Annotated in this window: 9 protein-coding genes; 3 read left to right on the forward strand and 6 right to left on the reverse strand. The window is 38.6% G+C overall.

The window, feature by feature from the left end:
* Positions 1 to 6: 6 nt before the first annotated feature.
* The gene (locus ABIB30_RS23135; RefSeq protein ID WP_502931100.1) at positions 7 to 1,887 is read right to left on the reverse strand and encodes a CocE/NonD family hydrolase; all 1,881 of its coding nucleotides are present in this window, start codon (positions 1,885 to 1,887) and stop codon (positions 7 to 9) included.
* A 138-nt stretch (positions 1,888 to 2,025) separates the two neighbouring features.
* Between ABIB30_RS23135 and ABIB30_RS23140 the strand changes: the two genes are divergently transcribed.
* The 3 genes from ABIB30_RS23140 to lpdA all read left to right on the forward strand — a co-directional run bounded on the left by ABIB30_RS23140 (position 2,026) and on the right by lpdA (position 5,635).
* Positions 2,026 to 2,472, forward strand: a complete 447-nt coding sequence (locus ABIB30_RS23140; protein WP_354305423.1) for a GtrA family protein — start codon at positions 2,026 to 2,028, stop codon at positions 2,470 to 2,472.
* Positions 2,473 to 2,481: 9 nt separating this feature from the next.
* Positions 2,482 to 4,149 (forward strand): ArnT family glycosyltransferase, encoded by a 1,668-nt coding sequence (locus ABIB30_RS23145; protein ID WP_354305425.1) that lies wholly within the window; start codon positions 2,482 to 2,484, stop codon positions 4,147 to 4,149.
* Between the two features lie 79 nt (positions 4,150 to 4,228).
* Complete coding sequence (lpdA, locus tag ABIB30_RS23150) at positions 4,229 to 5,635, forward strand: dihydrolipoyl dehydrogenase (protein ID WP_354305426.1); 1,407 nt, start codon at positions 4,229 to 4,231, stop codon at positions 5,633 to 5,635.
* An 18-nt stretch (positions 5,636 to 5,653) separates the two neighbouring features.
* Here the strand turns inward: lpdA and ABIB30_RS23155 are convergent, their stop codons facing one another.
* The 5 genes from ABIB30_RS23155 to ABIB30_RS23175 all read right to left on the reverse strand — a co-directional run bounded on the left by ABIB30_RS23155 (position 5,654) and on the right by ABIB30_RS23175 (position 12,813).
* Positions 5,654 to 6,487: a hypothetical protein gene (locus ABIB30_RS23155; RefSeq protein WP_354305427.1), complete on the reverse strand. Its 834-nt coding sequence runs from the start codon at positions 6,485 to 6,487 to the stop codon at positions 5,654 to 5,656.
* 78 nt (positions 6,488 to 6,565) lie between these two features.
* Positions 6,566 to 9,757 (reverse strand): efflux RND transporter permease subunit, encoded by a 3,192-nt coding sequence (locus ABIB30_RS23160; protein ID WP_354305428.1) that lies wholly within the window; start codon positions 9,755 to 9,757, stop codon positions 6,566 to 6,568.
* Between the two features lie 30 nt (positions 9,758 to 9,787).
* Positions 9,788 to 10,852: an efflux RND transporter periplasmic adaptor subunit gene (locus ABIB30_RS23165; protein WP_354305429.1), complete on the reverse strand. Its 1,065-nt coding sequence runs from the start codon at positions 10,850 to 10,852 to the stop codon at positions 9,788 to 9,790.
* Positions 10,849 to 12,171 carry a TolC family protein gene (locus ABIB30_RS23170; protein WP_354305430.1) on the reverse strand — a complete coding sequence of 441 codons (1,323 nt, stop codon included), beginning with the start codon at positions 12,169 to 12,171 and terminating at the stop codon, positions 10,849 to 10,851. Before ABIB30_RS23170 ends, ABIB30_RS23165 begins: the two co-directional genes overlap by 4 nt.
* 30 nt (positions 12,172 to 12,201) lie before the next feature.
* Positions 12,202 to 12,813, reverse strand: coding sequence for a TetR/AcrR family transcriptional regulator (locus tag ABIB30_RS23175; protein ID WP_354305432.1), 612 nt, complete (start codon positions 12,811 to 12,813; stop codon positions 12,202 to 12,204).
* Between the last annotated feature and the right edge of the window lie 95 nt (positions 12,814 to 12,908).

Genomic DNA, 12,908 nt, shown 5'->3' on the forward strand with positions numbered 1-12,908 from the left:
AATGAATTATGGTTTTAATACAGTCACCGTTAAAGCAGAAGCATTCGCTTTATCATGATAAATACGGTGGGTTGCTTTCTGAAAGTCTTTATCATCTGCGTGGTAAATATCCAGGAATTTCTGCGGGTTCCTGTCTACTAAAGGAAACCAGGAGTTCTGAACCTGAATCATAATTCTATGGCCTTTTTTAAAGGTATGACCAACATCTGGAAGGGCATAATTTACTTTGGTGATCTGACCTGGAACGAAAGCTTCAGGCTGCTCAAAGCTATTGCGGAATTTTCCGCGCATCACTTCACCGCGAACCAGCATTTCATAACCACCCATGATAATTCCTTTGGGATTGATTGCCGGATCGGCTTCATCTTCTGGATAAGCATCAATTAGCTTAACAATATAATCTGCATCAGTACCCGTGGTAGATACCGAAAGTTTAGCCATTAGCGGGCCTGTCAGGGTAATGTCTTCTGTAAGCACATCTGTCTGGTAAACTTTTACATCAGGTCTGCGGGCGGCAAAACGCTGATCGTCGATCATATATTCTCTGGTTCTTTTTTCCTGTATGCCTTGTTGATAAGGAACCGGGTTGTTTGGATCACTTTCGTATTCATCAAAACTGGTTCCTGTTTCTGGCGCAGTAAAGCTTAGTTTTCCATTGGCCTGGAAGTAGAGTGTTTTTTCTTCTGTATCCTGAGGTGGCCAGCTGCTGAATTTCTTCCACTGGTTACTGCCGGTCAGAAAAATAGTTGCTTCGGCTATGTTTGCGTCTTTTTTATCTTTCAGGTATTGCATAAAGAACGGGAATTCCAGATTTTGCTGATACCAGGTACTGGTTTGCTGACCAAATTGTATGTCCCCAAAACTAGCTCCTGTTCCTCTTGACCAACCTCCGTGAAACCATGGCCCCATAACCAGGCTATTCTTGGCTTTAGGATTTTGTTTCTCAATGGCTTGATAGGTATGTAAAGCTCCGTAGGCATCTTCGGCGTCAAAGAAGCCACCAACTACCAGCACGGCTGGTTTTACATCAGTCAGATGCTGACGGATGTCCATCGCTTTCCAAAAGGAATCATAAGTGCCGTGAGCCATCAGATCATTCCAGAATTTAATGGTGTCACCAAAGTATTTTAGTTTCACGTTTTTCAGTGCACCAACACTTAGGAAAAAGCGGTAATTGTCTTTAATAGGGAACTTAAAGCTTTTAGGCCCTTTGTCCGGAGTAATCGGTTTTGGTCTTGGAACACCAAATACAGAATAAAAATTAAAGGCATCTGCCAGCATAAATGCACCATTATGGTGAAAATCATCACCATGAAACCAGTCTGTTACCGGAGCCTGAGGGGAAACTGCTTTCAGGCCTGGGTGGGCACCTGGTAACGAGGCTGTAGAGTAAAATCCTGGGTAAGAAATTCCATAGATACCTGCTTTTCCATTGTTATTTGGTACGTTTTTAATCAGCCAGTCTATAGTGTCGTAAGTATCAGTACTTTCGTCAATGTCTTTTTTGCTTTTCTTATTGGCAATCTGAGGTCGTACATCTACAAATTCACCTTCGCTCATCCATCTGCCGCGCACATCCTGGTAAACAAAGATGAATCCTTCTTTCAGGAATAATGGGTCTGGGCCCAAAGTGGTTTTGTATTGGTTTTCGCCATAAGGACTGCTGGTGTATGGAGTACGGTTCAACATAAAAGGATACTTTTGATTTTTATCCTTTGGTATATAAATCGCAGTAAACAGTTTAACGCCATCCCGCATAGGTATTTGTCTTTCGATTTTAGTGTAATTGTCACGGACATAGGCAGAATCTGTCACTTGGGCGAAGGAGGAATAGCTGGTTACCAGAAAGCATAGGGCCATCCAGAACATTTTAAAAGAAGGGTTCATATGAAAAGTTTAGATGCCCTAAATATAAGGGATATGGTGTCTTTTTTATAAAATAGCAGGCTATATAATCTAAAATGTTACTCATTTTGACCCTCAATTATAAAATGATTGTACCTTTAGCTCATCTAATGATCAGCCATGCCGCAAAATAAATTCAGTAGCTCCTATTTATCGTCTTTATTAACGCCAAAAATCCTGGCTTTCATAAAGTTTGGAATTACAGGCGTATCAGGATTGATCATAGATTTTGCACTCACCTGGTTTTTTAAGGATGAGCTGGGTTTTAATAAATTTATCGCAAATGGGATAGGCTTTACGGCAGCTGTCATCAGCAATTATATTATCCATCGCAACTGGACATTTAAAGCCAATAAGTCGAAGCCAGGATTACAGTTTACGGCTTTTTTTATCGTTTCATTAATTGGTCTGCTCTTAAATTCTGCTATTATCTTTTTATTGGATAATCTGCTTTCGGTCAACTTTTATATCAGTAAAGCGATAGCTATTTTTATCGTTTTCTTCTGGAATTTCAGTGCAAACTATTTCTTTGTTTTCAAATCTTCTGACAAAGGAAAATCAATCTAATCAACACCTATGCAGAAAGTATTGGCAGATCAAACTACAAAATGGCTTTACCTTTTTATCGGGTTTGCTGTACTGTTAAATTTTACCGGGTTATTTGTAACAGTGATCGGGCCTGATGGTGCTTTATATGCTTCCATCGCCAAAAACATGGCTCAGCACAATAACTTTATTGATTTAATGGTAGAAGGGAAGGATTGGCTGGATAAACCTCATTTCCCTTTTTGGATTACGGCTGTTTTCTTCAAAGTTTTTGGGATTAATACCTGGGCTTATAAGTTGCCCGGAATACTTTTTATCCTGCTGGCGGCTGTTTATACTTATAGATTTGCTAAAGAACTCTATTCGAAGCAAGTTGGTTTATGGGCTGTTTTGCTGTTATTAACTGCTCAGCACATCTTGATTTGTACGATGGATGTTCGTGCAGAACCTTTTCTGACCGGACTGATTATCGCAAGTGTTTATCACTTTTATAAAGCTTTGGGCAAAAAATGGTTCTGGCATTTACTGATCGCATCTGTATTTGCTGCCTGTGCGGTGATGACGAAAGGTATTTTTGCGTTGATCCCAATAGCAGGGGCTATTGCCGGAGAGTTGCTGATCAAAAAGAACTGGACTATGGTTTTTAATTTCAGGTGGGTACTGGCGGCAGTACTGATCCTTGTTTTTATGCTTCCTGAACTTTATACTTTGTACCACCAGTTTGATGTTCATCCTGAGAAGGTTGTTTTTGGGCGTCAGGGAGTATCAGGGATCAAATTCTTCTTTTGGGATAGTCAGTTTGGCCGTTTCTTTAACAGCGGGCCGATCAAGAAATCAAATGGTGATCCAACCTTCTTTTTACATACCATTTTGTGGGCCTTTTTACCTTGGAGTTTGTTGCTTTACACGGCTATATTTCAGTTTTTCCGCCAAAATTTTAAGAAACCCTTGTTAACTGAATGGTTTTGTATCTCAGGTTCATTCCTGACTTTACTGGTCTTCTCTTTATCAAAATTTCAACTCCCTTTTTATATTACTATCGTATTTCCGTTTTTCACGATCATTTGTGCGCAATATCTCTGTAAGTTTAAACTAGAAAGTTCTGTGAAGGCAATCCGGATCATGCAGCTGATTGTAGGCGGGATTATGACTTTCCTGATTGTGGTCCTGCATTATTTTTTCCAGCCGGATAATATCACGGTGTTTGCTGCAGCATTGCTTGCAGGGGTGGTGGCTTTGTTTATTATAATATCCCTTCAGCCAATTGATAATAGGTACAAAGTATTCTTCCAGGTTTGTACGGTGGCTTTTTTTGTCAATCTGTATTTTAACCTGGCTTATTATCCACGGTTAGTCAAATATCAGGGGGATAGTGAAGCTGCGTTCTGGATCAATGCGCACAATACAAAAGATCTGCCTGTAGTGCAAAGCAATCTTGGTTTTGCTTATTCGCTGGATTTTTATATTAATGCGCCTATCTATTTCTTAAGGCCTGGTGAGGAATCTTTATTGCCTCCGAAACCTTATCTGCTATATGCAGATAAAGCGTTAGTGGATCAATATATCCAGCAGGGCGTAAAGTTAAAACGCCTTAAAACTTTCGGGAATTACCGGATTACCATGGTCAAAGGAAAGTTTTTAAATCATACTACACGTGAGCAGACATTGTCTGTGACCGAAGTAGTGTTGATTAATTGAAAGATTAACAAGAAACCCCCTTGCTGATGCCTTATTTCTATTGGGGATTATTAACTTTGTACAACAAAATTTTATCATTATGCAATACGACGTCGTTATTATTGGTTCTGGTCCTGGTGGTTATGTTAGCGCAATAAGATGTGCACAATTAGGGTTAAAAACAGCAGTTATAGAAAAATATAAAACTTTTGGTGGAACTTGCTTAAATGTAGGCTGTATTCCATCTAAAGCATTGTTAGACTCTTCAGAGCATTATCATAATGCTGCGCATACTTTCAATACCCACGGGATTAACCTGAAGGATCTGACTGTGAATATGCCACAAATGATTGCACGTAAAGACGATGTGGTTGCGCAAAATACAGCAGGTATTACTTACTTGTTTAAAAAGAATAAAATTGACAGTTTTGAAGGTTTAGGTTCTTTTGTAGATAAAAATACAATCAGGATTACCAAAACTGACGGAACATCTGAAACGATCACCGCTAAAAATGTAGTAATTGCATCGGGTTCTAAACCTACGGCATTACCATTTTTACCAGTAGATAAAAAAAGGATCATTACTTCGACAGAAGCATTAAATATTAAAGAAGTTCCAAAAACGATGATCGTTATTGGTGGTGGGGTAATCGGACTTGAATTAGGTTCTGTTTACGCACGTTTGGGAACTAAAGTTTCCGTAGTGGAATACCTGCCTTCTATCATCGCTACGATGGATGCTGGCTTAGGTAAAGAATTACAACGTGTATTGAAAAAATCACTGGGTATGGAGTTCTTTATGGGCCATAAAGTAACTGGTGCAACTGCAAAAGGTAAAAAAGTAACGGTTTCTGCACTGAACGCTAAAGGCGAAGAGGTGAATTTAGAAGCTGATTACTGTATCGTAGCTGTTGGACGTACCGCTTATACTGAAGGTTTAGGTTTGGAGAATATCGGGATCAAAACTGAAGAGCGTGGTCATAAAATTCCTGTAAATGCACATTTAGAAACTGCTGTACAAGGTGTATATGCAATCGGTGATGTGATTACTGGTGCAATGCTTGCGCATAAAGCGGAAGATGAAGGTGTTTTTGTGGCGGAAACTATCGCTGGTCAAAAACCACATATTAACTATAACCTGATCCCTGGAGTTGTTTATACCTGGCCAGAGGTTGCATCAGTAGGTTATACTGAAGAGCAATTGAAAGAAAAAGGTGTAAAGTATAAAGCAGGGTCTTTCCCATTCAAAGCCAGCGGACGTGCTAAAGCAAGTATGGATACAGATGGTTTTGTAAAAGTATTGGCGGATGAAGCTACTGACGAGATATTAGGTGTTCATATGATCGGCCCGCGTGCTGCTGATATGATTGCTGAAGCTGTCGTTGCGATGGAATTCCGTGCTTCTGCAGAAGACATCGCAAGAATTTGTCATGCACACCCTACTTATACTGAAGCTATTAAAGAAGCAGCTATGGCCGCGACTGCAAACAGAGCGATTCATATCTAAGATCAGCTATATAATTTATTAAAAACCTGCAGTTTCGACTGCGGGTTTTTTTATGCCCAGTTTTGGATAGGCTTCAGCTAAAGCAGTTACGCCAAGTTGTATGAGTCTTAGGTTTTCTTCCTGATGGCCATGTTGTACTTCTACATTGATATAGGGGATTTTATTTTGCATGGCATAGATGGATAATGAGCCATCATCTACTGCTTCTTCTGATTGCAGGACCACATTTACATCTGCTTTTTTTAAGAGGTTGAATAGCTTTAATTCAGTGACCAGAATCATATCGTCTTCATCCATTTCATAATTGACATGAACGGAATCTGCGGTACTTCCTAATTCGTTTTCCGGCAGGTAACTCTGAATGCCAAATCCACCATCTGCGTTATTATGAAGAGTAAATATATAGGCTGATTTTTTAGGGTTGTAAGTTTTGAGAATAGTTTTGCCAGTGTTTTTCAGTTCGGCAATTACAGCTTCACTCGATACCCCATATTTCTCCAGTCCGATTGGAATACCTTCATCTGTATAAATACTGTTTGGATCTGTCTGGTAAGTAACTTCATCCTGGATGAATTTGAAGTTTCTTGCACCTCCATATTGACTATCTAAAATGCTTCCGCCATTTATAGCGATATAATCAAAAGCAGCTTTAACTCCGGTATCTTCATTGTCATGGATAGCAAGGAAATTGATACTGGGTGTATTGTAACTGTATTTTATAAGATTCAGTTCCATGTCTCCTAAAATGAGTTTGGTACTGTCTGTAGTCATGCCTTCAAATACTGGAGGATATTGTGCTTTAACCAAAAATGAGCAGGTTAAAAGAAAGATCAATACAAGTGTATATTTCATAATTACGTGTTGTGAATTTCTACAATGCAAAAAAGGAACCACAATTGGGTTCCTTTTTAAAATTTATAAAGAATGCTCTTAATGCTGGTGATCTAAATCATATTCATGAACTTCCTTATGTTCATAAGGTTCTACCATCAATTCATCAATAGTTACGCCTTTTTTATTGAATCCAAGACGTTCAAGGATACCGTCAAAAATCTGGTACATTACTGGTACTACAATCAGTGTCAGGAATAGTGAACTTAACAATCCACCAATAATTACCCAGGCCAGACCGTTTTTCCATTCAGCACCAGCACCACCTGCAAGTGCAATTGGCATCATACCAATGACCATCGCAATGGTCGTCATCAGAATTGGACGTAAACGTGCATGGTTAGCTAAAACAAGTGCTTCGTGTGTAGTTTTACCTTCTGCCTTCATCTGGTTGGTAAAATCGACCAGGATAATCGCATTCTTGGCTACCAGACCGATCAGCATGATCAGACCCAAAATTGTAAAGATGTTTAAGGCGTTATTTGTTAATGCCAATGCAAGCAGGGCTCCGATAACTGATAAAGGTATCGAGAACATGACTACAAAAGGATAAACAAAACTGTCATAAAGCGCTACCATAATCAGGTAAACCAGAATGATTGAAGCCAGCAGGGCAATTCCTAAAGTTCCGAAACCGTCTCCCTGGTTTTCTGCATCACCTGCCCAAACGTAACTTACGCCTACAGGTTTTTTAAGTTTTCCTGATTTTTCCAGATCTAGCAATTGTTGTTGGAACTCGGCTACAATTGTACCTGTTGGACGACCAATAGATTGCGCTCTTACCGAAACAGAGGTACTCTTATCTCTTCTTTCCAGCTGACTTGGCCCTGAACCATTGGTAATCGCTGCAAATTGTGATAACTTAATTTGTTTCCCTGCCGTGTTCACAAATATCAGATTTCTTACATCATCAATATTTTTACGGTTGAACGTTTGATAACGGATATTAATGTCATACTCGTATTCTCCTCTACGGAATTTACCATCTGTATTTCCACTAAATGCAGTCTGCATGGTTGCACCTACTGTTTGCAGGGTAAGACCAAGAGCAGCCATCTTATCACGATCTACTTGTACATTAATTTCAGGACTACCATTCTCAACAGATAACTTCAGCTCTGCAGATCCTTTGATCTTAGCCAGAACTGCTTTAGCGCCTTCGGCATATTTCATGGCACTGTCTAAATCTGAGCCCATCACTACCAGTTCAATAGGGGCGTTTTCTGCAATACCCAAAATACTGATCGGAACAGTTTTTACTTTAGCACCCACTAATACTTTAGAAAGTTCACGACTTACTTTTGTCGCGTAAATACTCGATACGTCTTCGCGTTTATCTTTTTCAACCAATTTTACATTGATCTCAGATTTATAGGCTGTAGCTTGTGTTCCTCCAAAGTCACCGCTTGATTGTCCTACGGTGGTAATCAATTGTATGATTTCTGGTTTTTTAACTAAAAAGGCTTCTGCTTTTTGTGTCATCAAATTCGTTTGTTCGATAGAGGCATCTTTAGGAAGCTCTATTTGTACAAGGAATTCTCCTTTATCACTTTTCGGGAAAAACTCTGTTCCGATATAACCTGCTGGAATTAGTCCGCATGAGCTGACAAACATCACCAATACGATTGCGATAGTTTTTCCTTTATTGGCTAAGGACCAGGTTAAAATACCTGTAATCCAGATAGTGAACTTGCGTAATTGGGCTTCGAACCATAAAATGAAACGGCCGAAGATATTTTTACCTTCTATCTTTTCTAATTTACCAAAGCGGGAAGATAAAAGAGGGACGATAGAGAAGGAGGTCAGTAAGGATAGTAAAGTTGCAATAATTACCACGACGCAGAATTGACGCAGGATGTTGGAAACCAAACCTGTACTTACTGCAATCGGGAAAAATACCACGACAATTACCAAGGTAATAGAGACTACGGTAAAACCAATTTCACTGGTTGCATCATAGGCTGCACGTACTTTGTTTTTACCCATTTCCATGTGGCGGTAAATATTCTCCAATACCACAATCGCATCATCCACCAAAATACCAACAACCAGGGATAAGCCCAGCAGTGACATCAGGTTTAAGGTATAACCCAATACACTGATCCCGATAAAAGTTGCAATCAGGGATGCTGGAATAGAAACCATAACGATCAATGCATTTCTGATACTGTGCAAGAAGAAAAGCATTACAAAAGCTACCAGAACAATTGCAAGTAATAAATCGTGGATTACCGCATCTGCAGATTCCAGCGTGAAAATAGAGCTGTCATTTGCAATAATTATTTTCAGGTCATTTTTAGCATAGTCTTTCTGCAAAGTTTCAATCACCTTATGAACGCTTTTACTTACCTCTACGGCATTTGCGTCTGATTGTTTGATGATTTGTATCGCGATGGCTCCTTTACGGTCTATACGTGCTAATTTCTCTACTTCTTTTTGTGCGTCTCTTACATCTGCGATATCCTGCAAACGAATTTGTGCACCATCTTTTCCTGTACCTACAACTAACTTACGCAGTTCATCTACGTTTTTGTATTTACCTGATAAACGGATTAAGATATCCTGGTCGTGTGTTTTTACACTACCAGTAGGGAAATCCAGATTGGAGGTTAAAATTGACTGCTGAACTTGTAAAACAGATAAGCCGTATCCCTGAATTTTATCTGCATCCAGACCCACTTCAATTTCACGTTCTTGTCCACCTACCAAATTCACCTGTGCAACACCGTTTACCCTGGAAATAATCGGAGCAATACGTTTGTCAATCAGATCGTAGAACGAGGCGTCATCCATCTTTGCAGATGCCGACATCGTAATTACTGGGAGATCATCCAGCGAGAACTTATTTAATGAAGGTGGCTTTACATCTGTTGGTAAATCTTTCAGAATGGAATTTACTTTACGTTGTGCTTCATTTAATGATAAATCCACATTGGCTTTATCATTCAGGGTGATAGTTACAACGGATAAACTTTCGTAAGAAACCGCGTTCAGTTTTTTGATATTCTCCATGGAAGATACCGCATCCTCAATTTTCTTGGTTACGGTATTTTCTACCTCACTTGGTGATGCACCCGGATATACCGTGGAAATAGACACCACATTCTGAGAGAATTTGGGCAGCAACTCATAACTTAAAGAGAAGTAGCTCAATAAACCCAGTAATGTCAATACGCTGAAAACAACGATGACAAGTGAAGGTCTTTTTATTGATATTTCTGTTAATTTCATCTATATATAGATTTATATGCTAATCTGATATTATTTTATAATTGCAACCGGACTGCCGTCAACTAAATTGATCTGTCCGCTGATGATTACTGTCTCACCTTCTTTCAGTCCATCAAGAATTTCTACCTGATCACCGATAATTCTGCCTGCAACTACTTTACGTTGTTTTGCTGTATTTCCTTCGCCAAGCACGAAAACTTCGTTACTGCTTACACTACCCACAAATGAACCGCGGGGAATAGTAATGGTTGCTGCCTGAGCCGGGAACTTGAAGATGGCAGTTCCGTACATACCTGCTTTGATCGTGTTTTTGTGGTTATTATCCACTTCAATTTCAATTGGGAAGTTTAGCGTTTCATCTGCTTTAGCAGCGATAAAAGTAATTTTACCTGAAAAATTATCAGAAGGGAATACATTTGATTTAATCTGTACAGCTTCGCCTACTTTAAGGTTTGCAACCTGTCCTTCGTTTACATTTACTTTCAATTTTAATTTTGAAACGTCAACCAGTTCAAACAACTGCGTACCCTGTGCAGTAACGAAAGCACCGGTCTCAATGTATTTTTTATTCACTATACCATCAATCGGAGATTTGATATTCGCATCACTTACTCTTCTTGCAGAACCTTGTAATCTTAATTTGGCATTTCTTGTAGCCAGTTTTGCCTGATCAAGTTGTTGCTGTGTAACACCTCCTGTTTTGAAAGAGCTTACATATCTGGCTTCATCTCTGATTGCATTATCTAATGCAGCTTGTGCAGTTTCTTTATCTGTATTGATAATCTCAGCATCAATATGTGCCAAAACCTGTCCTTTATGGACGCGGTCGCCTTCTTCTACATATATTTTTGTAATACGGCCTGCATTTTCTGACAGAAAGTTCAATTCTTTTTTAGGTATAAAATTACCATTTGCACTAAAATCCAAATCAACGGCTACTTTTTTCACTGGAGCCACGCGTACACTGATAGCACCACTTCCCTGAGCTACCAAAGCCGTTTGCGCGTCATTTTTCTTCTTATTGTTTTTAAGTATCAAAGCAATAGCTCCGATAACAACTATAATTAGAATGACTGTTATAATTCCTCTTTTCATTTTAATAGTGATTTTATATTTCCGTTAGATTTGATTAGTTGGATTTCGGCAATTTTGTAGTTCAGTAATGCCTGAGTATAGCTGTTTTGTGCAGACGTTAAGGCATTTTCGGTATCCAGAAGATCAGTTAATGCAGCAAGTCCGTTATTGTAATTGTTTTGCGTGCTGTTATAAATCTCCTGTGCCAGCAGTACATTCTGGCGTTGTGCTTTAATCGTATTAATATTGTTTTTCAATTGAATCTTAGCATTTTCATATGCAAGGTTCAACGTGTTTTTAGTGTCTCTGATGTCCTCATCATTTTTCCTGATATTCACATCGGCCTGACGGATTTTGGAGCGCGTGGCAAAACCACTGAATATTGGTATTTTTAAAGCTAATCCTATGGCAGAAGCATCATAGTAAAAGGCACTTCCATGCTTACTGAACAAGTCGAATTTATCACTTTGGCCAGTTTTTGACAGGTTAGCTGTCAAGGAAAGCTGCGGATAATACTCCGCAACATAAGCTTTACGCTGCAGGCCTAATAAGTCTTTCTGAACATTCAATAACCTGATTTCTGTTCTGTTTTCAAGGTCAACACTGTCTGCCATTGCAGGTAGTGTTTCTACTTTACTGAATTCATCGGGTGGCAAACTGATAGCAGCTGAAACAGGCATACCCATCGAGTATTTCAATTGATTTTCTAATTGTACTACTGCATTAATGGTTTGCTCACGTTGGGTCTCCAGATTAGTTAAATTAACTTTGATCCGGTCAACATCGATTTTCTTAGCTAAGCCGTTCTGATATTGATTCGCAATAATTTTCTCTACAACTTTAACATTTTTGATGTTAGTATCTATCACATTCAACTGTTGTCTGCTCACTAAAACCTGATAATAGTTATTGGCTACCAGTTCAATGATTTGTTCTTCAGTTAGATTTGCATTCAGATTATAATACTTTTCACTAGTTTTTGAGGCCTTTAATCCAGTGAAAACCTGTTGATTGAATAATTGCTGACTTAACTGTACGCCTGCATTGGAATTCCACTTTCTTCCTAAAGTAAACGCCTGGTCACCAAAAACCAGCTGTCCAATTATCGGGTTATAGGTTAATCCGGCATTTGCTGAAATTTGTGGCAGTGCTTGTGCTCTTACTTCCTGTGTTTTGTATTTACCACCATCGATATCAAGTTTTGCTTTACGCACATTTGTATTGTTTTCGATGGCAAAATTAAGCGCATCTCTCAGCGTAAGCTGTTCTTGCGCATTTACCAGGGTGGCAAACAGCAGGCAGAGCATTAAGATGGGAATTGATTTTACTCTTTTAGTCATGATTGTGGTTTTCGTGTAATAGGGCTGATTTTAGTTTTTTAATCCTTTGATGAATATTTTAGAGAGACTTATTTGTTTTTCCTTCATAATTTTTAATTCCTTTTTTCCTGGGAAAAGTTCTTTATTTCCGTGCATCACACATAAAGAAGTCAAACCAGATTGACAGGATAAATATAATTCGGCCAGTTTAGAGATATCTTCTTGTGGAGCGATCTCTTTATTTTCTACTGCCATTTCAAATATTTTTTCGTGAAACTCAACATTTTTCTCCAACATTTTTTCTAAATATGATTTTAATTCAACTGAGTTTAGTGAAGAATCTGGATTTCCATTAGATAAATGCAGCATATAATAGCGCAGGAAAAAGCGATGTTTGATTTCTACAATGTTCAATAATGTAGTTTCAATATTGGACGATTGTTTTAAATCGGCGTATAAAACATCGAAATAATCTTTAAAAATCCGTTCGACTACACCAAGAATTAAACTGGTTTTATCTGGAAAATAATAATACAATGAAGGCTTAGAGACAGATAGATCCTCTGCTATTTCATTCATTGTCGTTTTGTTGATGCCAAAATGTATAAAACGCTTTATTGCACCCTCTATAATTAGCTCCCTTTTTTTATCCGTTTCTGCCATTTTACTTTTTTACCTTCTGACTTTATTATATGTAAAGTCAAAAGTATGGCAAGCTTTTCTAATAAAGAAATTTTAGTATAAAAACAAGTATTCCT

The sequence above is a fragment of the Pedobacter sp. UYP1 genome (assembly GCF_040547305.1).
Classification (GTDB): Bacteria; Bacteroidota; Bacteroidia; order Sphingobacteriales; family Sphingobacteriaceae; genus Pedobacter.

What these genes read in the sequence shown, in the direction of transcription:
- ABIB30_RS23160 (WP_354305428.1), bottom strand. Translation starts at nt 9,757, where the DNA reads ATGAAATTAACAGAAATATCAATAAAAAGACCTTCACTTGTCATCGTT.
- ABIB30_RS23165 (WP_354305429.1), bottom strand. Translation starts at nt 10,852, where the DNA reads ATGAAAAGAGGAATTATAACAGTCATTCTAATTATAGTTGTTATCGGA.
- lpdA (WP_354305426.1), top strand. Translation starts at nt 4,229, where the DNA reads ATGCAATACGACGTCGTTATTATTGGTTCTGGTCCTGGTGGTTATGTT.
- ABIB30_RS23155 (WP_354305427.1), bottom strand. Translation starts at nt 6,487, where the DNA reads ATGAAATATACACTTGTATTGATCTTTCTTTTAACCTGCTCATTTTTG.
- ABIB30_RS23135 (WP_502931100.1), bottom strand. Translation starts at nt 1,887, where the DNA reads ATGAACCCTTCTTTTAAAATGTTCTGGATGGCCCTATGCTTTCTGGTA.
- ABIB30_RS23175 (WP_354305432.1), bottom strand. Translation starts at nt 12,813, where the DNA reads ATGGCAGAAACGGATAAAAAAAGGGAGCTAATTATAGAGGGTGCAATA.
- ABIB30_RS23140 (WP_354305423.1), top strand. Translation starts at nt 2,026, where the DNA reads ATGCCGCAAAATAAATTCAGTAGCTCCTATTTATCGTCTTTATTAACG.
- ABIB30_RS23170 (WP_354305430.1), bottom strand. Translation starts at nt 12,171, where the DNA reads ATGACTAAAAGAGTAAAATCAATTCCCATCTTAATGCTCTGCCTGCTG.
- ABIB30_RS23145 (WP_354305425.1), top strand. Translation starts at nt 2,482, where the DNA reads ATGCAGAAAGTATTGGCAGATCAAACTACAAAATGGCTTTACCTTTTT.